We start from the raw sequence: 25,746 nt of genomic DNA, 5'->3' as shown, positions 1-25,746 counted from the left end.
AAACAACAAAGCCCGCATCACTGCGGGCTTTGCTTTGGATCAATCCAGGCTTAGAACCTGAACACTTCCATATCCGTACGAATCGGCGAAGCCATCGGGATCTTCGGCTGTTTCTCTTGCTCGGCTGCCGGCGCCACAGGCTTGGCAGCCGGCTTTTTTGGGGCTTCGGCGATCGGTGGCTGGTTAGCCAACGGCTTGAGCGCCGTCGACAGTTGCTCGGCCAGACGCTGCAGCAACACACCCTGAGCCTGAACCTGAGCCGCCGTGCCGCCTGCATGTTGTTCCTGCAGGTGAATGATGCGGTTATCACGAACCTGGCCACGACGATCGATCAGACGCCATTGCGCATCAAGGATCGCCGGTTGCGCCTCACCCGAGTCCAGGCGAGTAATTGTCAGAAGAACCTGAACATCCGGCGTGAAGCCCACTGTCGCTGGCGCCAGCACCACGCGCTGACTGTCCAGATGACCCGCTACCTGACGCAGCAACAGCTGATCGATATCGGACGACAGGCTACCCGCCCAACGACCATCAGCCGAAGCCACCAGGCTGCCATCCGGCTGTCGCTGCAACAACGTTTCGCGCTGCAGGTAATCAGCTACAGTTACCGGACCCAGCAGTACAGCCATACCCGCGCTTTGCGCAGGCTGAGCCGGACTTCCACTGTCCAGTTGATACAGCGACACCGGTTGGTGAACGCTGCAACCCGCCAGGCCAAGAACGCCAGCGAGCATCAAAATAAAAGGAAGGCGCAGAGCAGTCATCGTCCCATCCAGGTGGTTGCCACAAGGCTCACCACAGTGAAAATACTCAATAAATATGAAGAACGCTCGGCCACGCCGGCGCTTGAAAGGCCATATCATCCGTGAATATGCGTTCCGACTCCAGCGCCAAAGCGTCGATCTACGCGTTAAATCGTAGATCGAGCGCTCTAGGACGCTTAATTGAGGTTTTCGACGAGCAGCGCATCTACCCTCTGAAAGCCACGTGGCAGTTTGTTACCACGACGTCCACGCTCACCTTTGTAGTGTTCGAGGTCGTCTGCTTTCAGTGACAAGGTACGTTTTCCGGCCTGCAGCACCAACGTGGCGCCATCCGGCAATACGGCGATGTCCGTAACATATTCTTCGCGACTGGCCACACGCTCACCGGAGATCCCGATGATCTTGTTGCCTTTGCCTTTACCTAATTGTGGCAGATCGCTGATTTTGAAGATCAGCAGGCGACCTTCGGTGGTCACCGAGGCCAGCCAGTTTTGCTCACGATCAGCCACCGGACGCGGCAGAATCACCTTGGCGTTGTTCGGCAGGCTCAACAGCGCCTTGCCCGCCTTGTTCTTGGCTTGCAGGTCTTCTCCCTTGACCACAAAACCGTAACCGGCGTCAGAGGCGATCACGTACAGCGAATCGTCTTCCGGCATCAGCACGCATTCAAACGTCGCACCTGGTGGCGGCGTCAGACGACCGGTCAGCGGTTCGCCCTGGCCACGGGCCGATGGCAGCGTGTGCGTGGCCACCGAATAGCTGCGACCGGTGGAGTCGATAAACACTGCAAACTGGTTGGAGCGACCGGACGCCAAGGCCTTGAAACCATCCCCGGCCTTGTAGGAAAGCCCGGTGGCGTCGATTTCGTGACCCTTGGCGGAACGAACCCAGCCTTTTTCCGACAGGACGACGGTCACTTTCTCGTTCGGCAGCAGATCGTGCTCGGTCAAGGCCTTGGCTTCTGTGCGCTCGACGATAGGCGAACGACGGTCGTCGCCGTAAGTTTCGGCGTCTTTGATCAGCTCGGTGCGTACCAGCTTTTTCAGCTTGGCTTCGCTGCCCAGCAGGGCTTGCAGCTTGGCTTGTTCCTTGAGCAGTTCATCCTGCTCGGCACGCAGCTTCATTTCTTCCAGTCGCGCCAACTGACGCAAACGGGTGTCGAGAATGTAATCGGCCTGGATTTCGCTCAGGGCGAAACGCTCGATCAGCGCAGCTTTCGGGTGCTCCTCGGTACGGATGATGTGAATCACTTCATCCAGGTTGAGGTAGGCGATCAACAAACCGTCCAACAGGTGCAGACGACGCTCGACCTTGTCCAGGCGGAATTGCAGACGACGACGCACGGTGTTGACGCGGAACTCGAGCCACTCGACCAGCAAGGCCCGCAGGTTTTTCAACTGCGGCTTGCCGTCCAGACCGATGATGTTGATGTTGACCCGGTAGCTCGACTCCAGCTCGGTGCTGGCGAACAGGTGTTGCATCAGCGCGTCGTGGTCAAAGTTCTTGCGCGCGCCCGGAATTATCACGATCCGGCACGGGTTTTCGTGGTCGGATTCGTCTCGCAGGTCAGCGATCTGCGGGGCCTTGGACGGCTTGGCCTGCATCATGGCCGCGATCTGTTCCAGCACCTTGGCGCCCGAGACCTGATGCGGCAGCGCGGTGACGATGATGTCGCCGTCTTCGATGTGGTACACGGCGCGCATGCGCACCGATCCCTTGCCGGTTTCGTAGATTTTCAGCAGGTCGGCACGCGGCGTGATGATTTCCGCTTCGGTCGGGTAATCCGGGCCCTGGATGTGCTCACAGAGCTGTTCGACCGTGGCTTTCGGTTCATCCAGCAAACGTACGCAAGCCGTGGCGACTTCGCGCAGGTTGTGCGGCGGTACGTCGGTGGCCATGCCCACGGCGATGCCGGTGGTGCCGTTGAGCAGGATGTTCGGCAAACGTGCCGGCAACACCAGCGGCTCGTCGAGGGTGCCGTCGAAGTTCGGGCCCCAGTCCGCGGTGCCCTGGCCCAACTCGCTGAGCAGCACTTCGGAATAACGCGACAGCCGCGCTTCGGTATAACGCATGGCGGCGAAGGACTTGGGATCATCCGGCGCACCCCAGTTGCCCTGGCCGTCCACCAGAGTGTAGCGGTAACTGAACGGCTGAGCCATCAGGACCATGGCTTCGTAGCAGGCCGAGTCGCCGTGCGGGTGGAACTTGCCGAGCACGTCACCGACGGTACGCGCCGACTTCTTGTGCTTGGAATCGGCGTCCAGCCCCAACTCGCTCATCGCGTAGATGATGCGCCGCTGTACCGGTTTCAGGCCGTCGCCGATATGCGGCAAGGCACGGTCCATGATCACGTACATGGAGTAGTTGAGGTAGGCATTTTCGGTGAAGTCAGCCAGTGACCGGCGTTCTACACCGTCCAGGCTGAGATCAAGGGAGTCGCTCATGCGGGCCTCATCGGTTCGTTGTCTGGCGCAGCAGCATGGTGCCACCGCGCTGGGTAAATTCAAGTTTGTTCAGTGCGCTCATACCGAGCAGCACTTGCTTGCCATCCAGGCCTGGCACGACGAGGGCGCGCACATCACGCAGCACAATGTCGCCCAGTTGCAGCCGGTCGATTCGGGTTCGGTAACCCTGGGTGCGACCGTTGGCCGTGCTCAGGGTCACCCCAAAGCCTTTTTCCAGCTTCAGCCGTTCGGCCATTTCCGCCGGGATCGACACGTCGGTCGCCCCGGTATCGAGCATGAAATCCACCGGCTGGCCGTTGATCTGGCCGCTGGCGACGAAGTGCCCCTGATTGTTACTCGCCAGTTTCACTTCGATAAAACCTTCACCCTGCTCCGAGCTGACCACGACGTTGGGATTGTGCTGACGCGCTTCCCACTGGCCGAAAAACCGCGTGGCCAGAAACAGCGCTGCGCACCAGGCCAACACCATAAATACCCGACCGGCGCGTTTTCCCGGCGGTTGCTGGCTCACGACTTGGCGCTCCAGCCGCCTTCAGGTGCGGCAAACCGCCAGATGATCGGGCGGACCTCGCCATCGGCGCGGGCATCGTTGTTGTTGTCGGTGCCGATCCAGGCACCCTCGGCGTCGACGACCAACGCTTCGGTCAGACCATAATGATTTGAATAACGGCGGTGCTTCTGCAAGGCTTCATCGGCAAACGACCAGCAGCGCTCGACCTTCGCTGTCACCGGGTCCCGGCGGCAAATCTGGTAAGCGTTGCGCTCAAGGGTAAACAGCTTGCCATTGAACAGCGCCAGATCGGCAAAGTCCCGGGACACGGCTTTGGCTCCTGGAAACTGCGCCGGTTGCATTTCTTTCCCCGCCTCACTCAGCAACACGCAGCCACCGTCGCAATCCCACACCGTCTGTTTGCGCTTGATCAGCAGCAAGCCACGGCTTTCACGCTCGGCGGCCAACCATAACTGGTCGCCCGCAGGATTGATCGCCAGGCCTTCGAACAACGCATTGAAGTGCAGCAGCATGCCGCTGGCCCGCGCTTCACGAACCAGCATCGGCGAGATCTTCAGCCAGGACGTCGGCCCGACTGGCGGAACTTTCAGAATCGCTGCATGGGATTCGCTGACGATGTAGCGATTACCGGCGCTGTCGCAGGTGATGCCTTCAAAATCCAGATCCCCGCCACGGACAAACGACGCCACCCAGGTCCGCGAACGCAAGCCCCAGGGCAAACCGCTGTCTGGCACCGGTGGTACGCCGATGCCCACGGTTTCGGCGTGCCATACCTTGTCGCGGGTATCGAGCCGGTAAATCTGATCGTCGTCGCGATCCGACACCGTCCACATATCCTTGCCACACTGGGCCAGCCCGGACAGGTTGCCCCCGCGCATACCGTCAACGGGATGCTCGGACAACAGGCGCAGTTCCGGCACCGGCTCGGCAAACACCGAAACCGAGGTCAGAAGTAACGCACACGCCAGGGCAAAGCCAACCCGCATCAGCCAAGAACCTCGGCCAGGTTGCCTTTGGATTCCAGCCAGGATTTGCGGTCACCGGCGCGTTTCTTCGCCAGCAGCATGTCCATCATTTCCGAGGTCGCTTCGAAATCGTCCAGCGTCAGCTGCACCAGACGCCGAGTGTTCGGGTCCATGGTGGTTTCGCGCAGCTGCGGCGGGTTCATTTCACCCAGACCTTTGAATCGTGTGACCTGCGGCTTGCCGCGTTTCTTCTCGGCCACCAGACGATCGAGGATGCCATCGCGTTCGGCTTCGTCCAGGGCGTAGTAAATCTCTTTGCCCAGGTCGATACGGTACAGCGGCGGCATCGCGACGTAGACGTGACCGGCATCCACCAACGGGCGGAAATGCTGGACGAACAACGCGCACAGCAAGGTGGCGATGTGCAGACCGTCAGAGTCGGCGTCGGCGAGGATGCAGATCTTGCCGTAACGCAGCTGAGCGATGTCCGCCGAGCCTGGATCGACACCGATGGCCACGGCGATGTTATGCACTTCCTGGCTGGCCAGCACTTCGCTGCCATCGACTTCCCAGGTGTTCAGAATCTTGCCGCGCAACGGCAGGATCGCTTGAAATTCTTTATCCCGCGCCTGCTTGGCCGAACCGCCGGCGGAATCACCTTCCACCAGAAACAGCTCGGAACGCATCGGGTCCTGCCCGGCGCAGTCGGCGAGTTTGCCCGGCAGTGCCGGCCCCGCAGTGATGCGTTTGCGCTCGACCTTTTTACTGGCCTTCAGACGACGGCCGGCGTTGTTGATCGCCAGTTCCGCCAGCTGCATGCCCATTTCAGGGTGCGCGTTGAGCCACAGGCTGAACGCATCCTTGACCACACCGGAAACGAATGCAGCCGCTTCACGGGACGACAGGCGCTCTTTGGTCTGGCCGGAGAATTGCGGCTCTTGCATCTTCATCGACAGAACGAAAGCGATGCGTTCCCAGACGTCTTCCGGCGCCAGCTTCACGCCGCGTGGCAGCAGGCTGCGGAATTCACAGAACTCGCGCATCGCATCGAGCAAGCCCTGACGCAAACCGTTGACGTGGGTACCGCCCTGCGCCGTCGGGATCAGGTTGACGTAGCTTTCCTGAACGCTGTCGCCGCCTTCCGGCAACCACAGCAGCGCCCAATCGACCGCTTCTTTGTTACCGGCCAGGCTGCCGCAGAACGGTTCGTCCGGCAGGCGTTCGAATTCGCTGACCGCGTCGACCAGGTAGGAGCGCAGGCCGTCTTCGTAATGCCACTCGACTTTCTCGCCGGTGGCCTTGTCTTCAAAACTGACCAGCAGCCCCGGGCACAGAACGGCCTTGGCCTTGAGCACGTGCTTGAGGCGGCTGATGGAGAATTTCGGCGAATCGAAGTACTTCGGGTCCGGCGCGAAGAACACGCTGGTGCCGGTGTTGCGCTTGCCAACGGTACCAATGACTTCCAGCTCGGTTTTCTTGTAACCGTCGGCAAAGGTCATCTGGTATTCGTTGCCGTCACGCTTGACGCGCACCCGGACTTCGTTCGACAAGGCGTTGACCACGGAAATACCCACCCCGTGCAGACCGCCGGAGAACTGGTAGTTCTTGTTGGAAAACTTGCCGCCCGCATGGAGCTTGGTGAGGATCAGCTCGACGCCCGACACACCCTCTTCCGGGTGAATATCCACCGGCATGCCACGGCCGTCATCGCTGACTTCAAGCGAGTGATCGGCGTGCAGGATGACCTGCACCGTGGTCGCATGCCCGGCCAAGGCTTCATCGACGCTGTTGTCGATGACTTCCTGGGCGAGGTGGTTCGGCCGACTGGTGTCGGTGTACATGCCGGGGCGTTTGCGCACCGGGTCGAGGCCCGAGAGGACTTCGATGGCGTCTGCGTTATAAGAGCTAGCGCTGGGAGTGGCCATGGGGTCTCGTCGTCCGCCTGTAAAAAGAGTATTCATTGAAAATAGGGGCGAGGACTCACAGTGCAGTGAAATCAATCGCCTGATACAAATCTGCGCCAATACCGGCAAAACTCAGCATTGCCGGAAGTTGCGTGGCAAAACCCTGGAAACTATGGTCGCCGCCGGCCTGGATGCGCAAGGCACAGGCCCGGTAGTACTGCTGGGCGAGGCGATAGTCCAGCGTTTCGTCGCCGGTCTGCAACCACACCTGATACCGCTGCGGGTCCTGGGGCGCCGGCACTTCCAGCCCGGCCAGGGCCGTCACGTGGTCGTGGGTCAACTCCCAGGCCTCATCGGTATACAGGTTTTTCTGCGTCCCCAGATACCCGTCGAACATCCGGTGCGGACTGACGGCAGGGTTGATCAACAGGGCCTTGAGGCCATGGCGTTCGGCCAAGTGAGTCGCATAGTAGCCGCCGAGTGAGCTGCCGACCAGCAGTGGCCGCCCAAGCTCCTCAATCGCCTTGTTTAGCTGACCGATGGCCTCACGCGGATGGTGATGCAAGGCCGGGACGCGCAACTGATCGCTCAAGCCCAGCCGCTCCATCACCTGCACCAACTGCGTGGCCTTTTTAGACGCCGGCGCGCTGTTGAAACCGTGGATATAAAGGATCGAACCAGACATTTGAGCTCCCTGTGCGTCAGGTAAAGAGGCGCAGTTTACAGGGAGTCGGGGGGATCGGGATATGCATCGGGGACATGGGTGTCTGGGCGGACGCCTTCGCGAGCAAGCCCGCTCCCACATTAGATCTGCGTCGCTCACAAATCCCCTGTGGGAGCGAGCCTGCTCGCGAAGAACGATGACTCGGTCCAACAGCTATGTCGGATCGACGTTATCCAGCGCCCGATTCACCGCCAGTTCGGCCAACATGACCAACTGCTGAATCGCCATCACCGCATGCCGGTCCGGCCCATGCAGGCGCGCGGCAAAATCACTGGCCATGACACTCGCCGACGCCAGGGACTCACAGGAATGGGCCAAAAGGCTTTCCGTGTCCATTTCGGGGACGATCATGTACATCGTGCTGGGTTTGCGGGCGGGGGGATTGGGGGTTGGTTTGAACATGGTCACACCTCAGTTCATTGATATGGAGCCACCCCCAATTGCCGCGATGCAATGTAAGGGTGGCAGCTGTACGCGGGTTCGCGGACCGAGAACTGAGAATCGGCATACCCGAAGGTATCCCACGCACAGCCGCCATGACACAAAACGACAGACACCCGAAAGTGCTGCTGTAAAGCGCGGCGATTATGCCTCAGTTCATAGGGCCGCGAAGCCCGATCGCTGAATGTGTCAGCGACAGACAAAAGGCTAGAGATGCCACGTCTGACGGGCAACCTGAAAACTTCGTGGGAAGGTTCTGAAATTTTTGCTGACCATTAAACAGTGTCGTCGGTGAGGCCGCCTTCGCGAGCAGGCTCGCTCCCACAGTTGAATTGGGTACATCAGCAAGATGCTGGTCGGCTGTCAGGCCGCCATCGCAGGCAAGCCAGCTCCCACAGGGGGTTGGTGTACATGCTTTGCTTCTCACCACTCATCAGGCCGAGCGTTAGCTCGCCTGCAGCTTTTGATCTTGATCTGCCCGCCCCTTCGGGAGGCTGAGTGGAGGCGTTCATCTGGGGGGCAGGCGCGCAGCGCCGTTCGACGCAGTCGAACACATCGAGAGGAGGTCGAAGCGAAGCCGACCGGAGGCGATGCCCCCAGATGAATGCCGGAACGAAGGAACGCCGAGCCTAAGCGAGGGGCCGGACGCTCGGGGCGAGCCTTTTTGGGTACTTTTTTGGCGTTTGAAAAAAGTGCCTCGCCGTAAGGGCGAAACCGCCAGCCGCCGTTACCGCAGGAATGGATATGTACTGGGTCAGCAGGAGCTTGGTCAGCTATTTGGCCGCCAAGGTCAAGATCAAAAGATCGCAGCCTCGTTGCACTCGACAGCTCCTACAGGGGGACGGGGTGATCAATAGCCGTTGGAGCCGTAGTCGACCGTAAAGTCGAAACCGGTAACGCGTTCCACCCCGGTTTCCAGCCGCCCATCCGGCAACAGCCGCAACCAGCGGTACCCTGGAGCCTGGTCACTGACCTTGAAATCATCACTGCCCGGTTCGAACTGAATACACGTCGAAGGCGAAGCAATCAAACGCACACCATTGCGAACCTGATCAATCTCCTGATGCACATGCCCCCACAAAACAGCGCGAACCTGCGGAAACCGATCCAGCACCGCGAACAACGCCTCAGGATTACGCAACCCGATCGGCTCCATCCACGCACAACCAATCGACACCGGATGATGATGGAAGCACACCAAATGATGCCGCTCCGGCGCCTCACTCAACGAACGGGCCAGCAACTGTAACTGCTCATCCTGCAAATACCCCGGCACCGAACCCGGCACGGCCGAATCGAGCAACGTGACGCGCCAGTTACCGACATCCACCACCGGCTCCAGCAACGCGCTCTGCACGGCAGCCTCAGCCATGATCCGCGGCTCATCATGATTACCGGGAATCCAGCGCGCCGGCGCATCGAGCTGCCGCGTCAGGTCGCGAAACAGTTGATAGGACTCCAGCGTTCCGTCCTGAGAAAGATCGCCACTGGCAATGATCAGGTCGATGTGCGGCTGTTGAAGCTGCACCAGTTCGATGACTTTTTGCAGGCTGTCCCGGGTATTCATGCCCAACAAGGCCCCGTCCGCTTCGGCAAACAGATGACTGTCGGAGAGTTGCACCAGCAACGCCGGATCGGCGGTGGTTAAAGTGGATACGCTCGGCAAGGCGTTCTCCCAGGGCTGAATCGCGGGATTGGATGAGTGCCGCAATTATGCTGGGGGATGATCAAAAGGGGAAACCTGTGAACCTGACGCAGTTCACATCTACCGCTACCGCACAACCGCGTACTCATGCCCACAAGCCAGACAATGGCTCAGCCATTCGCCCAGAAACATATTCAGCTGGGCCTTTTCGTCCGGCTGATGCATTGAGGCGTTAGGGTAAGGATAGATGCCGCGAAAGCGCCGCGCATGTTCGGCGCTGACGACTTCGGCCATGCACGCGTCGTGATAAACCTGAACTTCCAGTTGCGGCACCGGCAGCCACGGCAGGCTATGTTCCTGGCGCACTTGCAGGGTCGTGGTATACGGGCAGACCTGCAGCACTTCAAGGGCCAGCACGCCGAGCATCTGGTCGCCGTGTGTCACGGCAATGCGCCGAGCCTCAGGCTCGTTGCGCATGTCCGGCAGCAGTCGCATCAGGCGCGCGTAGTTGGCCTCGCAGGAGGCTTGCAGCCCCACGAGGTCGACCCTATAGCGATCGCGCAGTTTGTTTACGACCATAACCCCCTCACTTCAGCGCGGTTCAAAGCTAGCCATTGCAAGGCAATGATGCTGGCCGCGTTGGCAATTCGTCCGTCGCGTACGGCCTGCAGGGCATCTTCGAACGCCCAGACCGTGACGCGGATATCTTCTGCTTCTTCCTCCAGCCCATGCAGGCCGCCAACCCCGGTAGAATTGCAACGCCCCAGGAACAGGTGCACGAACTCATTGCTGCCGCCCGGCGATGGAAAATATTTGGTCATCGGCCAGAGCGCCCCGAACACAAGCCCAGCTTCCTCCTGCGCTTCACGGTGAGCAACTTCTTCCGGCACTTCTTCCTTGTCGATCAGACCGGCGACCAGTTCGATCAGCCATGGATTGTCAGTCTTGCCCATGGCGCCGACGCGAAACTGCTCGATCAACACCACTTCGTCACGCTGCGGATCGTAGGGCAGCACGCACACTGCATCGTGGCGAACGAACACTTCACGATTGATCTCGCGACTCATGCCACCGGCGAACAATTCGTGGCGCAAGTGCACGCGATCGAGTTTGTAAAAGCCCTCGTAGCACTTTTCGCGCCGAACAATCTCAACGGCGGTCGGAATGGCGTTGGCAAAATCAGTCATGACAATCCTCTTTACTGCAAATCCGTTACGAGGCTCCTTTTTGTTACTTGCAACCTCGACTTCGCGCCATCCTAACGCGCCCGCGACCTTTGATGCAGCCCCTTTCCAGTCAGCGGGATAGACGGTGAGGGCGAAACCAACTCTAATTAGCTTAGTGGCGAACTGACTGCTTCGTTGATAGTCGAAGCGGATAACTTTTTGCCTTTCCCCGTTTTATGAAGGACGCCCATGTCGCTTTTTAAAATCGCCTCCGTGGCTGCAATCGCCCTGACCCTGGGCGCCTGCCAGAGTTTGTTCCAACCCAACTACCGGGCGCCGCTGGAAACTACCCGCGACGCTTCCGAACAGCTGAAACCGGGTTGCACAACCCCTGACTGCCCGCTGGTGAACATCGATACGCTGCGCTTCCCGGACGAACCGCAGTTGGACGGCATCGTCGAAAAACGCCTGCTGCAAATGACCCGCACCTCGCCCGATGCCCCGGTAGCGCCGACGCTGGCAGCGTATCGCGAGCAATTTTTGAGCAGTGCCGCCCCGCGCTACAGCAGTTACCTGCAAGCCAAGGTACGTGAGCAGCATGACGGCTTGGTGATCGTTGAATTCTCCAGCTACCTGGACACCGGCGGCGCCCATGGCACGCCGGGCCGCAGCTTCATCAACTATTCACGCCAGCAACACAAAGTGCTGACGCTGTCGGACATGTTGGTGCCGGGGCAGGAAGAGGCGTTCTGGAAAGCCGCGCAGGTGGCGCACAACAGTTGGCTGATCAGCACCAAGCTCGATCAGGAGCCGGAGTTTGTGAAGAGCTGGCCCTTCGTGAAGACCCAGAACGTGGCGCTGACGTACGGCGGGGTGATCCTCAAGTACGAAGTGAGCACCATCGCGCCTTACGCGCTGGGTCACGTCGAACTGAAGATCCCTTACCCTCGCCTGAACGGCATTATCAAGCCCGAGCTGTTCCCTGGCCGTAACTGAAGGCCCGACCCAGCACGAGCTGCAGCAGCCCTGCCAGAATCAGTGACGGCAGGGTTGCGCCGATGTCCGGATACAGATTAGCCAGCAAATGATAGGTGCTCACCCCGCCCAACCAGGCGAGCAACGCCGGCCAGCGCAATGCGGCTGACGCCATGCGAGCACCGCGTTTGCGCAGGATGAAGTGATCCACCAGCACCACGCCGAACAGCGGTGCAAACACCGAACCGATCAACAGCAGGAAGTTCTGATACTGGACCAATGGTGCCAGACAGGCGATCAGGATGCAGATCACACCGATGGCCAGCGCCAGATGCTCGACTTTCAAACGCAACAGAATCCCGCTGGAAACGGCCGCCGAGTGAATGTCAGCGAAAGCTTTTTCGGACTCATCCAGCAGGATCAGCAGCAGCGGAATCCCCAAACCGGCACCCGCCAATGCCAACAGCAAGGCATTCACTTCACCGCTCGGCGCAAACGCCAGGGTGTAGGCCACGCCCAGACTCATCAGCCAGAAGTTACCGATAAAGAAACCCACTGCCGTGCCGCCGAACACGTTTTTCGCACGCTTGCCGAAACGCGAATAGTCGGCAATCAGTGGCAGCCAGGACAGCGGCATGGCGATGGCAATGTCAAAGCCCACGGCGAACGGCATCGAACCATCACCGGCCTGCGCCCACAACGCCGCCAGATCGGCTTTGGCGAACAGGTTCCAGGTCAGCCAGATGCACGCGGCCAGCAGCAACCAGATGCCCCACTTACGCAGGATCTGCCGCACGAATGTCAGCGGACCGCTAACGGCCAGCAAGGTCGCCAAACCACCAAAGAACACGGTCCAGAGCAATGGATTGGACAGCAGACTGCCTTCACTGAACGCCCGCGCGCCCAACAGGCTGGCGGCATCGCGCATGACGATGATTTCGAACGAGCCCCAACCGATCAGTTGCAGCAGGTTCAGCACGGCCGGCAGGCTCGCGCCTTTTGCACCGAGGCTGAGTTTGAGCGCGGCCATCGACGACAGGCCCGTGTCGCTGCCAATCACGCCGACGGCGGCCAGCAGCAAAACGCCGACCAGGGTGCCGAGGAAGATGGCCAGTAGCGAGCCGGACAGGCCCAGACCTGGCGCGAGCAGAGCGCCAGTCTGCAGGACCATCAGGCCAATGCCGAGGGAAAACCACAGGGAAAACAGATCGCGGCCGCCGAAGACACGTTTGTCTTTGGGCACCGCGATATCAGGGGAATACGTGCTGGGTTGAATGCTCAAGGTGTTATCTCAGAGGGACATTTGTTGTTGTGTTGATCGCTATCGCCAGCAGGCTGGCGATGGGGCCTGTGCAGGCCCCACCCTTTCAGGTCAGATCAAACCTTCTTGTACAGCTGACTGCCTTCCTGCTTGAACCGCTCAGCCTGTTCCGCCAATCCCTGGGCGACTTCGGCGTCGACGGTTTCGATGCGCTGGTTGGCCGCGTATTCGCGGACTTCCTGGGTGATCTTCATCGAACAGAATTTCGGCCCGCACATGGAGCAGAAGTGCGCGACCTTGGCCGAATCCTTCGGCAGGGTCTCATCGTGATACGAACGAGCAGTGTCCGGATCAAGGCCCAGGTTGAACTGGTCTTCCCAACGGAATTCGAAACGCGCCTTGCTCAACGCATTGTCGCGGATCTGTGCGCCCGGATGCCCTTTTGCCAGATCGGCGGCATGCGCGGCGATCTTGTAGGTGATGATCCCGGTCTTCACGTCATCCTTGTTCGGCAGGCCCAAGTGCTCCTTCGGCGTCACGTAGCAGAGCATGGCGCAACCGAACCAGCCGATCATCGCCGCACCGATACCCGAGGTGATGTGGTCGTAGCCTGGCGCGATGTCAGTGGTCAGCGGGCCGAGGGTGTAGAACGGCGCCTCGTCGCAGCATTCCAGCTGCTTGTCCATGTTCTCTTTGATCAACTGCATCGGCACGTGGCCCGGGCCTTCGATCATGCATTGCACATCGTGCTTCCACGCGATTTTGGTCAGCTCGCCGAGGGTTTCCAGCTCACCGAATTGTGCGGCGTCGTTGGCATCGGCAATCGAGCCCGGACGCAGGCCGTCGCCCAGCGAGAAGCTGACGTCGTAGGCCTTCATGATTTCGCAGATGTCTTCGAAATGGGTGTAGAGGAAGTTCTCTTTGTGGTGCGCCAGGCACCACTTGGCCATGATCGAACCGCCACGGGAAACGATACCGGTGACGCGTTTGGCGGTCAGCGGCACGTAGCGCAGCAACACGCCCGCGTGAATGGTGAAGTAGTCGACGCCCTGCTCGGCTTGTTCGATCAGCGTGTCGCGGAACAGCTCCCAGGTCAGGTCTTCGGCAGCGCCGCCGACTTTTTCCAGGGCCTGATAAATCGGCACTGTACCGATCGGCACCGGCGAGTTGCGGATGATCCACTCGCGGGTTTCGTGAATATGCTTGCCGGTGGACAGGTCCATGACCGTGTCCGAACCCCAGCGAATGCCCCAGGTCAGTTTCGCCACTTCTTCTTCGATGGACGAACCCAAAGCGCTGTTGCCGATGTTGCCGTTGATCTTCACCAGGAAGTTACGGCCGATGATCATCGGTTCCAGTTCGGTGTGGTTGATGTTGGCCGGAATGATCGCGCGACCGCGGGCGATTTCTTCACGGACGAATTCGGGGGTGATGATTTTCGGCACGCTGGCACCGAAGCTGTAACCGGCGTGTTGCTGGTCCAGCAGGCCAGCGGCGCGCGCCACTTCAAGCTTCATGTTTTCACGGATGGCAACGTATTCCATCTCGGCGGTGATGATGCCTTTGCGGGCGTAGTGCATCTGACTGACGTTGGCACCGGCCTTGGCCCGGCGCGGGTTGTTCACGTGAGCGAAACGCAGCTTGGTCAGTTCCGCATCGGCGAGGCGTTCCTGGCCGAAGTTGGAACTCAGACCCGGCAGACGCTCGGTGTCGCCACGGGATTCGATCCAGGGCGAACGCACATCGGCCAGGCCTTTGCGCACGTCGATGATGACGTTGGGGTCGGTGTACGGGCCCGAGGTGTCGTACACAACGACAGGCGCGTTGATCTCACCGCCGAAGTCGGTCGGGGTCACATCAAGGCTGATTTCGCGCATCGGCACGAGGATGTCCGGGCGAGAGCCCTGAACATAAATTTTTTGCGAGCGAGTAAAAGGCTGAACCGATTGCTGATCGACCTTGGCCGAGTCACTCAGATTGGTTGCGATTTTTGGTTTTGTAGTCATCACGGGCTCTCCGAACACATCCAGGCAGTGGATTTTTTGTCGGAGCGAACCTGTCATCGAATGGACGCACGGGCGCTGGGAAAACCAGCTGTGCTGTGCTCAGTGCTCGAGGGGTGTTCGATTGTCGAACAACATCCCGGACGAAGCACAAGAGGACTCGCCGGGTGACGAGAAATCTTGTTCCCTACGCAGGCGCTAACCTGATCAGGTTCAACGGGATCCGAAATTATTCGATCTCAGCCTCATAGCAAGGCACCCCGACAAGAACCCGGCCAGTCTAGACACAACGGGCAAAGAACGCCAACACCGCGGTAAACACCATGATGAATGGCGTAATTACAGGATTGTTGCCATGCGGATGCCCAACTACACTCGCAACCCATACCCAGCCTTGACGCTGTGCGGGCTGCGCCGTACCTTTGGCGCTCAAATTATCAGCGTAATTTTTTAGGGATCGCCTCATGCTGCGCAAACTCTCACTGGCCCTTGCCGTGTCTTGTGCGTCCAACGGAATGGCCTGGGCAGCAGAAGCGCCCTTATCGACCAAGACGGATCTGGTCAGCGTCTACCAGGAAGCGGTGGACAACAACGCCGACCTGGCTGCCGCCCGCGCTCAGTACGGCGCGCAGAAAGAAGTCGTGCCCCAGGCCCGCGCCGGTCTGTTACCGAACATCTCTGGCGGCGCCCAGGTGGCCAACGTGCGCACCGACCTCGATCAACCGTCGACCGTTGCCAATCGCAGCGCCCATTCCTATCAGGCGACCCTGGCCCAGCCACTTTTCCGTGCCGATCGCTGGTTCCAGTATCAGGCCGCCAAGGACGTCAACGAACAGGCTGCACTGCAACTCTCGGCGACCGAGCAGAACCTGATCCTGCAAACGTCCGAAAGCTATTTCAACGTGCTGCGCAGCCAGGACAATCTGGCCTCGACCAAGGCCGAAGAGGCAGCGTTCAAGCGTCAGCTCGACCAGTCCAACGAGCGCTTCGACGTCGGCCTCTCGGACAAGACCGACGTGCTGCAATCGCAAGCCAGTTACGACACCGCGCGAGCCAACCGGATCGTCGCGCAGCGTCAGGTCGATGATGCGTTTGAAGCGTTGATCACCCTGACCAATCGTCAGTACAACTCGATCCAGGGCATCGTCCACACCTTGCCGATTCTGCCGCCGGCACCGAACGACGCCAAAGCCTGGGTCGACACCGCCGCCAAACAGAACCTGAATTTGCTCGCCAGCAACTACGCCGTCAGCGCCGCCGAAGAAACCCTCAAGCAGCGCAAGGCGGGTCACGCACCGACCCTGGATGCCGTGGCGAAATACGAGAAGGGCGACAACGATGCCCTGGGTTTCAGCAACCCGAACGCCTTCGGTACGCCTTACGGCGGTAACGTCGAGCAACGCACGCTGGCCCTGCAATTGAGTATCCCGATCTATAGCGGCGGCCTGACCACTTCACAGGTTCGCGAGTCTTACTCGCGCCTGGATCAAACCGAACAACAGCGCGAATCCCTGCGTCGGCAAGTGGTAGAAAACACCCGCAACCTGCACCGCGCGGTGAACACCGATGTGGAGCAGGTGCAAGCGCGCAAGCAGTCGATCATCTCCAACCAGAGCGCCGTGGAAGCGACCGAAATCGGTTATCAGGTGGGTACGCGAAACATCGTCGACGTGCTGGATGCGCAGCGTCAGCTGTACACCTCGGTGCGCAACTACAACAACTCCCGCTACGACTACATCCTCGACAACCTGCGTTTGAAGCAGGCCGCCGGCACCTTGAACCCGGGGGATTTGCAGGACTTGGCGCGATATCTCAAGGCTGACTACAACCCCGACAAGGACTTCCTGCCGCCGGATCTGGCGAAGGCTGCGGCAGAGCAACTCAAAGCCCGTCCCTGAAGATAAACCCTATCCCTGTGGCGAGGGAGCTTGCTCCCGCTCGGCTGCGAAGCAGTCGTAACCCGGCTCACAGATACACGGCGGTGGCTGGTTTTAGGGCTGCTTCGCAGCCCAGCGGGAGCAAGCTCCCTCGCCACAATTGATCTGCGGAAAATTCAGGAGTTTTTGATCAACCGTCCCAACCCATCCAGTAACCGCTGCAACGCGCCCTGATTGGTGCGCATGACTTTCAACCCCGCCTCCGCCATCCGCTGCGCATCCCTTGGCAACTCGAACAGCCGCTGCACCGCCAGCGCCAGACCTTCGGCATCCTCTACTTCCTGCAACGCTCCGGCACTGCGCAACTGCGTGGCGATTTCGAGGAAATTAAACAGGTGCGGCCCGCTCAACACCGGTTTGGCCAGAGCCGCCGGCTCCAGCAGGTTGTGCCCGCCGTTCGGCACCAGACTGCCGCCGACAAAAGCACTGTCGGCCAAGGCATACAGAAACAGCAACTCACCCATGGTGTCGCCCACCAGCACCGAAGTTTGCGCGGTGACCGGGTCGCCAGTGGACCGACGCACGGTGGCGAAACCCTGCTGCTGACACAACTCGAACACCGGGTTGAAACGCTCTGGATGGCGCGGCACCAAAATCAGCAACGCATCGGGATGATTGGCCAGCAACTGACGATGAGCCGCCAGCACTACCTCGTCTTCACCTTCGTGTGTACTGGCAGCAATCCACACCGGACGCTCCTGCGCCTGCCATTGCGCACGCAACTCGGCGGCACGCTGAAGCAGTGCCGGGTCGATAGTCAGATCAAACTTGATAGAGCCGGTCACTTCCACAGTTTGCGAACGCGCACCCAAATCGCGGAAGCGCTGGGCCTCGGCCTCGGTCTGCACTGCGAACAGGCTCATCTCGGCGAGCATCGGCTGGGTCAGTTTGCCGAAGCGACCATAACCCTTGGCCGAACGTTCGGACAGTCGTGCATTGGCCAGGGCCACGGGAATCCCGCGCCTGGCGCACTGATGGATATGGTTCGGCCAGAGCTCGGTTTCCATGATCACCGCCAGTTTCGGCTGGACCCGATCAAGGAATCGCTTCGCAGCGCAAGGCAAGTCGTAAGGCAAATAGCAGTGCTGGATGCGCGGCTCATTGGCGAACAGCGCCTGGATGCGCTCCGACCCGGTCGGGGTCATGCAGGTCACGGTAATGGGCAACTGTGGATAACGTTGCAGCAAGGCGCGAATCATCGGCGCCGCGGCAATGCTTTCGCCCACTGACACCGCGTGCACCCAGATGCCGCCGGGCTTCATCACCGGCAGTCCAAGGGAGAATCGTTCGCCAATGCGTTTGGCGTACGCCGGCGCCTTGCGCGCCCGCAGCCAAAGCCGAATCGCTACCAATGGCAGCCCCAGGTAAAACAGCGCGGTGTAGAGAGTTCTATTCATGGCGGCGGAGTTTATCGGCTTTTCTCGCCGATCGCCTGCAAGTGCACGGCAAAACGTTCTGCCAGCCAACGGGCCGCCGGCCCCAGAGGCTCATCACGGCGCCAAACCAGCTCCACCACCAGCGCAGGCGGGGTCCATTCACTGACCAGTTCGACCATCAGATCCTGATACGCGGGATACTGCACCACGTGGCGCGGCAGCCAGGCCCAGCCGAGGCCGCGCACCAGCCATTCAGCCATCACGTAAAAACTGTCGGCCCGCCAGACTTGCGGACTGGCGGGCTCGCTACCGGGATAGACGCTGGACTGTGTGGACATCAGCAACTGACGATGCTGCGCCAGTTGCTGACAATCGACCCGGGCCTGTTTCGCCAGTGGGTGGCCGACGCCGCACACCGTGACCATTTCAACACTGCCCAACACCCGCCGCTCGAGCGCTTCGGGAATCTGGTCGTGATAAAACAGCAACCCCAGATCGGCCCGACGCTCCACCAGTTTGCGCGCGACATCGCCCTGGGCGGCGCTGGTCAACTGCACTTCAAGGCTGGGAAATTGCTGAGCCAGGGCTTCGAAGCTTTCGATGATTGGCTGATAGGGCATCGCCTCATCCTGAGCCACACGCAAACGCGCCTCCTGGCCGCGCATCATTGCCAGCGCCCGACCGTTAAGGCGTTCGCATTGGCGCAGCACTTCCCGCGCCTCGTCCAGCAATGCGTTACCGGCCTCGGTGAGTTTCGGCTGGCGGCCGCTGCTGCGGTCGAACAGGCTGACGCCCAGGTCCTCTTCCAGCAGCGCAATCGAACTGCTGACCGCCGACTGCGCCTTGCGCTGATCCCGCGCCACCGCAGAAAACGAACGCTGCTCCGCTACGCTGACAAACAACCGCAGCTGCTCCAGATTCCATTGCGTATTCATGGCTCAACCCATCTTCAGAACAGATAGGTAATGACTTTACCGCATCTGGAGAATCTCTAAAATGCCGACCTCAGAAAGCAACACTTCACACGAGGATGCACCTATGACCGCTTACTACTACCTGGCCATTGCCATCTGCGCCGAAGTGATCGCCACCGTTTCGATGAAAGCGGTCAAAGGCTTCAGTACCCCACTGCCGCTGATTTTGGTGATTGTCGGCTATGGCATTGCCTTCTGGATGCTGACCCTCGTGGTGCGCAGCGTTCCGGTGGGCGTGGCTTACGCGGTGTGGGCTGGCATGGGGATCGTGATGGTCAGCGTTGCGGCGCTGTTTATCTACGGGCAGAAACTGGATGTGCCGGCAATGCTGGGGATGGCGCTCATCGTATTGGGCGTCGTAGTGATCCAGCTCTTCTCCAAAACCGCCGGGCACTAACTGACACCCCAACCCCCTGTGGGAGCGAGCCTGCTCGCGAAAGCGGTGTGCCAGTCGACTGAAAGGTTGCCTGACACACCGCTTTCGCGAGCAGGCTCGCTCCCACAGGTTTTGCATGCACCCTGTTGATCACCAACAATTCCCCTCTTCTTCGAGTCTGTATACTGCGCCCTCGTCTTGAACACTGAGGTCGCTGCATGCCATCCGTTATTTCCACCGACGTTCTGATTGTCGGCGCTGGTGTCGCCGGCCTCTGGCTGAATGCGCGCCTGCGCCGCCAAGGTTTTTCGACCGTGCTGGTGGAAAGCGCCAGCCTCGGTGGCGGGCAAAGCGTGAAATCCCAAGGCATCATCCATGGCGGCGCCAAGTACGCGTTGCATGGCGCCCTGACCGGTGCCTCGGAAGCCATCGCCGACATGCCTCGGCGCTGGCGTGAGGCCTTGGCCGGTGACGGCGAACTGGATCTGACCGGTGTGCGCCTGCTGTCCGAAGCCCATTACCTCTGGTCCCCCGGCACGATCGCCGGCAACCTCACCAGTTTCTTCGCCAGCAAAGCGGTGCGCGGCCGTGTCGATCAGGTCAAGGGTGAGCAACTGCCGTCCGCCCTGCAAGACAAGCGCTTCAAGGGCAAGGTCTATCGCCTGGCAGAATTGGTGATCGACGTGCCGAGCCTTATCCAGCGCCTGGCCGATCTGGCGGGTGATGGCCTGCTCGCTGGTCAGAACATCGAACCGTTGCTGGAGGGTGGAGTACTGGTCGGCTTGAAGGTTGACGAGCGCGAGATTCGCGCCCAGCGCATTGTCTTGAGCGCTGGTGCCGGTACGGCAGCGCTGCTCGAAGCGCTGGGGCTGAGTCAGCCCGCCATGCAACGCCGGCCACTGCACATGATCATCGCCAAAGGTCCGGGGCTCAAACCGCTGTACGCCCACTGCCTGGGCGGCGGCACCAAGCCGCGCATTACCGTGACTACCCATCCGGCCGCCGATGGCCAATGGGTCTGGTATCTGGGCGGTGATATCGCTGAAGCCGAAGGTGTCGCCCGGGAACCCGCCGAGCAAATCGCCACGGCGCAGAAAGAACTCGGCCAGTTGCTGCCATGGATCGACCTGAGCACCGCGCAATGGGCCACCCTTCGAGTGGATCGCGTCGAGCCACTGCAATCGGGACTGACCCGTCCTGACAATGCATTCCTTGCCGAAGAAGGCCGGCTGCTGGTCGGCTGGCCAACCAAACTGGCGCTGGCGCCGGACTTCGCCGACCGGGTTATCGCAAGTCTTGCGCGCGACGGTATTCAACCCGGCCCTGCGGCAGCGTTGCCGCCACTGCCAAAACCACCGATTTGCGTCCCTGCCTGGGAGCAACTGCTGCCATGAGCCAACCGACCTTGCACAATCTGCACCGCCCGCTGGGCAGCACCGGCCTTATGGTTTCGCCGCTGGGTTTGGGCACCGTAAAACTCGGTCGCGACCAAGGCGTGAAGTACCCCAACGGCTTTCAGATTCCGGACGATGACGAAGCGCGCATGCTGCTCAAACTCGCGCGCGACCTGGGCATCAACCTGATCGACACTGCCCCGGCCTATGGCCGCAGCGAAGAGCGCCTCGGTCCGCTGCTGCGGGGTCAGCGTCAGGACTGGGTGATCGTCAGTAAGGTCGGCGAAGAGTTTGCCGACGGCCAGTCGAGCCACGATTTCAGCGCCGCCCACACCCGGCTGTCGGTGGAACGTAGTCTGCAACGGCTGGAAACGGACTTCATCGATCTGGTGCTGGTGCACTCCGACGGCAACGACCTGGCGATCCTCAATGACAGCGAGGTCTATGCGACCCTCGCGGCGTTGAAGAGCGAAGGCAAGATTCGCGGCTTCGGTTTTTCCGGCAAAACCGTCGAAGGCGGTTTGAAGGCTCTGGAACAAGGTGATTGCGCGATGGTCACCTACAATCTGAACGAGCAGAACGAGAAGCCGGTCATTGACTATGCTGCTGCTCACGGCAAAGCCATTCTGGTCAAAAAAGCCCTCGCCAGCGGTCATGTTTGCCTGAGCCCGGGCGTGGACCCTGTTCGCGCCAGCTTCGAGTTGTTGTTTGAACATCCGGGTGTTGCCAGTGCTATTGTCGGGACCATTAATCCGCTGCACCTCGCCCACAACGTCGCGACCGTTGCCCAGGTCCTACGTAGAAACTGATGCCGCCCACGCGGCCTTAAGCAGGAGCCGACATGCCGCGTACGCTCATAAGAAAGAACCCGAGCAACTTCAAGACCCTGCCATTATTCGTCGAAGCGACTCCCGAAGGCCTGAGTTATCAAAGCGTCGGGATGCCGCTCAATTTCTCACAGACCCTGCAACGTCGCCGCCCGGTGACGGTCGCCGACACTCAGCGGTTTTCGCTGGAGCTGGCCAACCTCGGGGTCTCGGTGCGCCTGACCCTGCATTGGCAGAACCGCGATTACTGGGTGTTGGTGCGTCAGCGTCGGCAAGACCGCGGCGACGTGGTGCTCAAGCTGATCTCCGGTTACGTGCCGGCCCATGAGCTGAACCTGCCGCTGCACACCGCGATTCAGGAAATTGCCGAAGAGTGCCTGCTGGAAACCCCGGAAGGCTGGCTCGGCGGGCGCTTCAACGACACTTGGCTGCCGGCACCCTACTCGTCCGCGCTGCATTATCGCGAGGCTTTGCCCTTTCGCCTGACGCCGCTGTCCGGCTCGGCGCGGCCGGTGCGTTGCGCCAAGATGCAGTTGATCGAACGCCCGCGGGCTTACGTGCATTTGCCGACGGCCTCGCTGCAATTGATCTATGACTTGCGCCTGGACGTGCCCAAGGAGGCCAAATCCCTGAGCCTGTTCCATGTCGATGAACGACTGGAAGGCGATCAACTGGTGGCCCGCCTCGATCGAAAACGTCCCGATTTGTACTTGATGCCGCTGCAGGACGGCCAGCCGATGGCCGAGCTCTATACTTTGAAAAAGGATCAGCTGTACCCGGCGAGTACTCGCGGGTTGTACCTGGCAGAGAGTTTTGCCCAGCAGGAAGGCTGGCTGGTTAGGGATGAGCGGATTCGCTGGAAGGATTGGGTGCGGCAACAGGGCTTGAGCCCGCCGGGGAAGGATTCCGGTTTGGCGCGGCTGCGTGGGAAGGCGAAGCTGCTGCTGAAGAAAATTGTGCCGCGCAAGAAAGTCAGCTCTTAAAAGCAAAAGATCGCAGCCTCGTTCCGCTCGACAGCTCCTACATTGAAATGCGATTCCCTGTAGGAGCTGTCGAGTGAAACGAGGCTGCGATCTTTTATGGCATTACTCGGACTTGCGGATTTTCTCGACTATTGCGGTCGTCGAACTGTTTTCCACCAGCCCCAGCACTTTCACCGTTCCGCCGTAAGCGGTCACGATGTCCGCACCAACTACCTGTTCGATTCCGTAGTCCCCGCCCTTGACCAGCACATCCGGTTTGACCTCACGCAGCAGGTTTTCCGGGGTGCCTTCAGCGAAGCTGATCACCCAATCCACGGCGCCCAGACCTGCCAGTACGGCCATGCGACGGTCGACGCTGTTGATCGGACGACCCGGGCCTTTCAGGCGGCTGACCGACGCATCGTCGTTGACCGCGACGATCAAGCGATCGCCCTGGGCCCGCGCCTGTTCGAGGTAGGTCACGTGGCCAGCGTGCAAAATGTCGAAGCAACCGTTGGTGAAGACGATCTTCTCTTTATGCGCACGCGCATCATCGACCGCCAGCAACAGCTGCTCAAGGCCGAGTACACCGCGCTCCGAACCTTCTTCACGCTGGATGGCGCGACGCAGTTCCGGTGCGCTGATGGCTGCCGTACCCAGTTTGCCGACCACGATGCCCGCCGCCAGGTTGGCCAACGCCACCGCGTGAGGCAGTTCTTCGCCAGCGGCAATCGCGGCCGCCAGGGTGGAAATGACCGTGTCGCCGGCACCGGTCACATCGAACACTTCACGGGCACGGGCCGGCAGGTGCAGCGCCGGATGATCCGGACGCAACAGGGTCATGCCGTGTTCGCCGCGGGTCACCAGCAACGCGCCGAGGTCGAGGTCGTGCATCAGCTGCGCGCCCTTGCTCACCAGCTCGTGCTCATCGGCGCAACCGCCGACGATGGTTTCGAATTCGCTGAGGTTCGGGGTGATCAGGCTCGCACCCCGGTAGATCGAGAAATCCTTGCCCTTGGGATCGGCCAGCACCGGAATACCACGGGCACGGGCGGCCTGGATCAGCACCTGATGGTTTTTCAGCGCGCCTTTGCCGTAGTCGGACAGCACCAGCACTTTGATGCCTTCGAGCAATTCGTCGACCTGCTCGCCCAACGCCAACGCGTCGGTGGCGAAAGGTTCTTCGAAGTCGATACGCAGCAGTTGCTGGTGACGGCTCATGACCCGCAGCTTGACGATGGTCGGCTGGTGAGCGATGCGCTGGAACAACGCCCGCACGCCAGCGCCCTTGAGGCTATTGGCCAGGCTGTCGGCAGCTTCATCGTCGCCGGTCACGCCGACCAGTGAGGCCGGTGCACCGAGGGCGGCAATGTTCAACGCAACGTTGGCGGCACCGCCCGGGCGGTCCTCGATTTGCTCGACCTTGACTACCGGTACCGGCGCCTCAGGGGAAATCCGTGAGGTACCACCATGCCAGTAACGGTCGAGCATGACATCGCCGACCACCAAGACAGGGGCTTGATCGAATCGCGGCATGGACAACTTCATGGAGCAACCCACATACAAAATGAACAGGGGCGCGATATTAACACAGGGTTGGCGTGGGCTTGTGTGACGGCTGCAATGGGATGACTCGGCGAAGTTTTCTGCTCATTTATTGATCAAAAAACCCGCTAACCGGCGGCAGGCGTCCTCCATTTCCAGTACCTGCGTGTCGATCTCGCATTCAGCACGCAGCGGGGCCTCGTAGGGGCTGTCGATGCCGGTGAAATCCTTGATCTGCCCTTGTCGGGCCGCCTGGTACAAACCCTTGGGATCGCGTTGTGCACAAACAGCGAAGGGCGTGCTCACATACACCTCGATGAATTCGCCCTCGGCGAACAACTGACGGGCAGCCTCACGCTCGGCCCGGAACGGCGAAATCGCCGCGACAATCACAATCAGGCCGGCGTCGACCATCAGGCGCGCCACCTCGGCCATGCGTCGAATGTTTTCCCGACGGCAATCGGCCCCCATCCCCAGATCCCGACACAAGCCATGACGCACATTGTCGCCATCGAGCAGAAACGTGTGCAGTCCGCGCTGATTGAGTTGCAGCTCAAGGGCATTAGCCAGTGTCGACTTGCCTGCGCCGGACAATCCGGTCAGCCAGAGACAACGCGGTCGCTGGGATTTGAGAGCCGCCCGGGCCGCGCCCGACAGCGACAAATTGTAAGGTCTGATCCGGGGAGCTGACATCGACAAGGACTCATTCATAACCGAGCATCTCGTAATCGCGCTGGTACACCCGCCGAACCAGCCGCCGGGTGCGAACCGAACAAAAATCACGGGCAACCATCTGACGCCGCTGCTGTGAGCTGTTGATGTGGGGCAGCACTACCGAATGCCCCAACTGCTCGCACACCCACCCGAAATCCCGCGCCAGGTGTTCCTGATAGCCGATGAAGTCCAAGGACAGATGCCCCAGGGAGTCGGTGAGAAAATCCGTCTGCGCGGCGAAATGCAGCTGCCGATGGATCGTCTCCGGGTGCAGCCAGCGACCGACAAAATCATCGAAGTCGCGGTAGTGGCTGACCAGCTTCTGCGCCGGATGATCGCGCCGGCCCAACTCGTTACCGCGCAGAAAAGCGTAAGCCGAGTAGGCCCTTTCAAGGGGATCACGGACAAAGGCAAACTTGAAACTGTCGGCAAACTGCTCCGGGAATTGCTGCTCGTACCAGTACAACGGCAAGTGCCCGGGGCTCCAGCCATCGAACAAGGCTGCACACACGCTGCTCCCGGCGCATTTGGGAACGTGGATGAACAGGCAGGAACGCTGCGCGAAAGGCTTGGGAAACTGCAGCGAGGCCGACATGGATTTGTTCACCACCTGACGGTCCACAACCGACAGCCGCCCCAGCAAGAAATGCCGTTGCGGCTTGGGCAACAGCTTCCAGAGATAACGTTGCAACATTACAGTACCCGCGCGACGGGGATGGCCCCCTCGATTGAAGTCAAAGATTCGTTCAGGAACCTTAACAAGCGCGGTGCGTAGATTTATTCAGGTTTGGTCAAGAAGGGTAAAGGTCTGGATACA

Annotated in this window: 22 protein-coding genes, 1 pseudogene and 1 riboswitch; of the genes and pseudogenes, 6 read left to right on the top strand and 17 right to left on the bottom strand. The window is 60.3% G+C overall.

From position 1 onward, the window contains the following. Positions 1-50: 50 nt before the first annotated feature. The 10 genes and pseudogenes from ACYZTW_RS03410 to ACYZTW_RS03365 form a co-directional block, all read right to left on the bottom strand. Positions 51-764 (bottom strand): PqiC family protein, encoded by a 714-nt coding sequence (locus ACYZTW_RS03410; RefSeq protein WP_462003736.1) that lies wholly within the window; start codon positions 762-764, stop codon positions 51-53. A 176-nt stretch (positions 765-940) separates the two neighbouring features. Beyond that, a complete protein-coding gene (gene parC / locus ACYZTW_RS03405; RefSeq protein WP_462003735.1) occupies positions 941-3,208 on the bottom strand; it encodes a DNA topoisomerase IV subunit A in 2,268 nt (755 codons plus the stop codon). 7 nt (positions 3,209-3,215) lie between these two features. Beyond that, positions 3,216-3,740: a retropepsin-like aspartic protease family protein gene (locus tag ACYZTW_RS03400; RefSeq protein ID WP_462003734.1), complete on the bottom strand. Its 525-nt coding sequence runs from the start codon at positions 3,738-3,740 to the stop codon at positions 3,216-3,218. Then, positions 3,737-4,726 carry an esterase-like activity of phytase family protein gene (locus ACYZTW_RS03395; protein ID WP_462003733.1) on the bottom strand — a complete coding sequence of 330 codons (990 nt, stop codon included), beginning with the start codon at positions 4,724-4,726 and terminating at the stop codon, positions 3,737-3,739. Before ACYZTW_RS03395 ends, ACYZTW_RS03400 begins: the two co-directional genes overlap by 4 nt. After that, complete coding sequence (gene parE, locus ACYZTW_RS03390; protein WP_462003732.1) at positions 4,726-6,630, bottom strand: DNA topoisomerase IV subunit B; 1,905 nt, start codon at positions 6,628-6,630, stop codon at positions 4,726-4,728. Before parE ends, ACYZTW_RS03395 begins: the two co-directional genes overlap by 1 nt. 55 nt (positions 6,631-6,685) lie before the next feature. After that, the gene (locus tag ACYZTW_RS03385) at positions 6,686-7,294 is read right to left on the bottom strand and encodes a YqiA/YcfP family alpha/beta fold hydrolase (protein ID WP_462003731.1); all 609 of its coding nucleotides are present in this window, start codon (positions 7,292-7,294) and stop codon (positions 6,686-6,688) included. 192 nt (positions 7,295-7,486) lie between these two features. Next, positions 7,487-7,705, bottom strand: a pseudogene (locus tag ACYZTW_RS03380) (DUF6124 family protein); the annotation flags it as partial. Between the two features lie 919 nt (positions 7,706-8,624). Then, positions 8,625-9,440, bottom strand: coding sequence for a 3',5'-cyclic-AMP phosphodiesterase (cpdA, locus tag ACYZTW_RS03375; protein WP_462003730.1), 816 nt, complete (start codon positions 9,438-9,440; stop codon positions 8,625-8,627). Between the two features lie 105 nt (positions 9,441-9,545). Beyond that, positions 9,546-9,998 carry a DUF1249 domain-containing protein gene (locus tag ACYZTW_RS03370; RefSeq protein WP_008153350.1) on the bottom strand — a complete coding sequence of 151 codons (453 nt, stop codon included), beginning with the start codon at positions 9,996-9,998 and terminating at the stop codon, positions 9,546-9,548. After that, a complete protein-coding gene (locus tag ACYZTW_RS03365; protein WP_462003729.1) occupies positions 9,989-10,606 on the bottom strand; it encodes an NUDIX domain-containing protein in 618 nt (205 codons plus the stop codon). Before ACYZTW_RS03365 ends, ACYZTW_RS03370 begins: the two co-directional genes overlap by 10 nt. Before the next feature lie 228 nt (positions 10,607-10,834). Here ACYZTW_RS03365 and ACYZTW_RS03360 point away from each other — a divergent pair, with 228 nt between their 5' ends. Then, positions 10,835-11,581, top strand: coding sequence for an RsiV family protein (locus ACYZTW_RS03360; RefSeq protein ID WP_462003728.1), 747 nt, complete (start codon positions 10,835-10,837; stop codon positions 11,579-11,581). Here ACYZTW_RS03360 and cytX read toward each other — a convergent pair. Beyond that, positions 11,550-12,842: a putative hydroxymethylpyrimidine transporter CytX gene (gene cytX, locus ACYZTW_RS03355; RefSeq protein ID WP_462003727.1), complete on the bottom strand. Its 1,293-nt coding sequence runs from the start codon at positions 12,840-12,842 to the stop codon at positions 11,550-11,552. The genes ACYZTW_RS03360 and cytX overlap by 32 nt on opposite strands. Before the next feature lie 95 nt (positions 12,843-12,937). After that, positions 12,938-14,827: a phosphomethylpyrimidine synthase ThiC gene (gene thiC, locus ACYZTW_RS03350; RefSeq protein ID WP_462003726.1), complete on the bottom strand. Its 1,890-nt coding sequence runs from the start codon at positions 14,825-14,827 to the stop codon at positions 12,938-12,940. Positions 14,828-14,991: 164 nt separating this feature from the next. Continuing rightward, positions 14,992-15,097, bottom strand: a riboswitch (TPP riboswitch). Positions 15,098-15,288: 191 nt separating this feature from the next. Here thiC and ACYZTW_RS03345 point away from each other — a divergent pair. Beyond that, on the top strand, positions 15,289-16,722 hold the full coding sequence (locus tag ACYZTW_RS03345; protein WP_462003725.1) for a TolC family outer membrane protein: 1,434 nt from the start codon (positions 15,289-15,291) through the stop codon (positions 16,720-16,722). Between the two features lie 155 nt (positions 16,723-16,877). Here ACYZTW_RS03345 and waaA read toward each other — a convergent pair whose 3' ends face one another. Then, complete coding sequence (waaA, locus tag ACYZTW_RS03340; RefSeq protein ID WP_462003724.1) at positions 16,878-18,158, bottom strand: lipid IV(A) 3-deoxy-D-manno-octulosonic acid transferase; 1,281 nt, start codon at positions 18,156-18,158, stop codon at positions 16,878-16,880. A gap of 11 nt (positions 18,159-18,169) precedes the next feature. Next, positions 18,170-19,072, bottom strand: a complete 903-nt coding sequence (locus ACYZTW_RS03335; RefSeq protein WP_348123753.1) for a LysR family transcriptional regulator — start codon at positions 19,070-19,072, stop codon at positions 18,170-18,172. 103 nt (positions 19,073-19,175) lie between these two features. On the opposite strand from ACYZTW_RS03335, the gene ACYZTW_RS03330 reads away from it, so the two are divergent. The 4 genes from ACYZTW_RS03330 to ACYZTW_RS03315 all read left to right on the top strand — a co-directional run bounded on the left by ACYZTW_RS03330 (position 19,176) and on the right by ACYZTW_RS03315 (position 22,691). After that, positions 19,176-19,508, top strand: a complete 333-nt coding sequence (locus ACYZTW_RS03330; protein ID WP_008027887.1) for a DMT family transporter — start codon at positions 19,176-19,178, stop codon at positions 19,506-19,508. A gap of 197 nt (positions 19,509-19,705) precedes the next feature. Further along, positions 19,706-20,881 carry an NAD(P)/FAD-dependent oxidoreductase gene (locus ACYZTW_RS03325; protein ID WP_462003723.1) on the top strand — a complete coding sequence of 392 codons (1,176 nt, stop codon included), beginning with the start codon at positions 19,706-19,708 and terminating at the stop codon, positions 20,879-20,881. Continuing rightward, positions 20,878-21,690: an aldo/keto reductase gene (locus ACYZTW_RS03320; RefSeq protein WP_462003722.1), complete on the top strand. Its 813-nt coding sequence runs from the start codon at positions 20,878-20,880 to the stop codon at positions 21,688-21,690. Before ACYZTW_RS03325 ends, ACYZTW_RS03320 begins: the two co-directional genes overlap by 4 nt. A gap of 32 nt (positions 21,691-21,722) precedes the next feature. Then, positions 21,723-22,691 (top strand): metal ABC transporter ATPase, encoded by a 969-nt coding sequence (locus ACYZTW_RS03315; protein WP_462003721.1) that lies wholly within the window; start codon positions 21,723-21,725, stop codon positions 22,689-22,691. A gap of 102 nt (positions 22,692-22,793) precedes the next feature. On the opposite strand, the gene hldE is transcribed toward ACYZTW_RS03315, so the two are convergent. From hldE to ACYZTW_RS03300, 3 genes are all read right to left on the bottom strand, one after another. Then, positions 22,794-24,218, bottom strand: coding sequence for a bifunctional D-glycero-beta-D-manno-heptose-7-phosphate kinase/D-glycero-beta-D-manno-heptose 1-phosphate adenylyltransferase HldE (gene hldE / locus ACYZTW_RS03310; protein ID WP_033055483.1), 1,425 nt, complete (start codon positions 24,216-24,218; stop codon positions 22,794-22,796). A 102-nt stretch (positions 24,219-24,320) separates the two neighbouring features. After that, the gene (gene cysC, locus ACYZTW_RS03305; RefSeq protein ID WP_462003720.1) at positions 24,321-24,926 is read right to left on the bottom strand and encodes an adenylyl-sulfate kinase; all 606 of its coding nucleotides are present in this window, start codon (positions 24,924-24,926) and stop codon (positions 24,321-24,323) included. After that, entirely contained in the window at positions 24,919-25,623 is a 705-nt protein-coding gene (locus ACYZTW_RS03300; protein ID WP_462003719.1) for a sulfotransferase family 2 domain-containing protein, read from the bottom strand. Before ACYZTW_RS03300 ends, cysC begins: the two co-directional genes overlap by 8 nt. Between the last annotated feature and the right edge of the window lie 123 nt (positions 25,624-25,746).

It is taken from the genome of Pseudomonas sp. LB3P25 (assembly GCF_054897985.1).
This window is presented reverse-complemented; position numbering and strand designations above follow the sequence as displayed.

What these genes read in the sequence shown, in the direction of transcription:
- ACYZTW_RS03410 (WP_462003736.1), bottom strand. Translation starts at nt 764, where the DNA reads ATGACTGCTCTGCGCCTTCCTTTTATTTTGATGCTCGCTGGCGTTCTT.
- parC (WP_462003735.1), bottom strand. Translation starts at nt 3,208, where the DNA reads ATGAGCGACTCCCTTGATCTCAGCCTGGACGGTGTAGAACGCCGGTCA.
- ACYZTW_RS03395 (WP_462003733.1), bottom strand. Translation starts at nt 4,726, where the DNA reads ATGCGGGTTGGCTTTGCCCTGGCGTGTGCGTTACTTCTGACCTCGGTT.
- parE (WP_462003732.1), bottom strand. Translation starts at nt 6,630, where the DNA reads ATGGCCACTCCCAGCGCTAGCTCTTATAACGCAGACGCCATCGAAGTC.
- ACYZTW_RS03385 (WP_462003731.1), bottom strand. Translation starts at nt 7,294, where the DNA reads ATGTCTGGTTCGATCCTTTATATCCACGGTTTCAACAGCGCGCCGGCG.
- ACYZTW_RS03370 (WP_008153350.1), bottom strand. Translation starts at nt 9,998, where the DNA reads ATGGTCGTAAACAAACTGCGCGATCGCTATAGGGTCGACCTCGTGGGG.
- ACYZTW_RS03365 (WP_462003729.1), bottom strand. Translation starts at nt 10,606, where the DNA reads ATGACTGATTTTGCCAACGCCATTCCGACCGCCGTTGAGATTGTTCGG.
- ACYZTW_RS03360 (WP_462003728.1), top strand. Translation starts at nt 10,835, where the DNA reads ATGTCGCTTTTTAAAATCGCCTCCGTGGCTGCAATCGCCCTGACCCTG.
- thiC (WP_462003726.1), bottom strand. Translation starts at nt 14,827, where the DNA reads ATGACTACAAAACCAAAAATCGCAACCAATCTGAGTGACTCGGCCAAG.
- ACYZTW_RS03345 (WP_462003725.1), top strand. Translation starts at nt 15,289, where the DNA reads ATGCTGCGCAAACTCTCACTGGCCCTTGCCGTGTCTTGTGCGTCCAAC.
- waaA (WP_462003724.1), bottom strand. Translation starts at nt 18,158, where the DNA reads ATGAATAGAACTCTCTACACCGCGCTGTTTTACCTGGGGCTGCCATTG.
- ACYZTW_RS03335 (WP_348123753.1), bottom strand. Translation starts at nt 19,072, where the DNA reads ATGAATACGCAATGGAATCTGGAGCAGCTGCGGTTGTTTGTCAGCGTA.
- ACYZTW_RS03330 (WP_008027887.1), top strand. Translation starts at nt 19,176, where the DNA reads ATGACCGCTTACTACTACCTGGCCATTGCCATCTGCGCCGAAGTGATC.
- ACYZTW_RS03325 (WP_462003723.1), top strand. Translation starts at nt 19,706, where the DNA reads ATGCCATCCGTTATTTCCACCGACGTTCTGATTGTCGGCGCTGGTGTC.
- ACYZTW_RS03320 (WP_462003722.1), top strand. Translation starts at nt 20,878, where the DNA reads ATGAGCCAACCGACCTTGCACAATCTGCACCGCCCGCTGGGCAGCACC.
- ACYZTW_RS03315 (WP_462003721.1), top strand. Translation starts at nt 21,723, where the DNA reads ATGCCGCGTACGCTCATAAGAAAGAACCCGAGCAACTTCAAGACCCTG.
- hldE (WP_033055483.1), bottom strand. Translation starts at nt 24,218, where the DNA reads ATGAAGTTGTCCATGCCGCGATTCGATCAAGCCCCTGTCTTGGTGGTC.
- cysC (WP_462003720.1), bottom strand. Translation starts at nt 24,926, where the DNA reads ATGAATGAGTCCTTGTCGATGTCAGCTCCCCGGATCAGACCTTACAAT.
- ACYZTW_RS03300 (WP_462003719.1), bottom strand. Translation starts at nt 25,623, where the DNA reads ATGTTGCAACGTTATCTCTGGAAGCTGTTGCCCAAGCCGCAACGGCAT.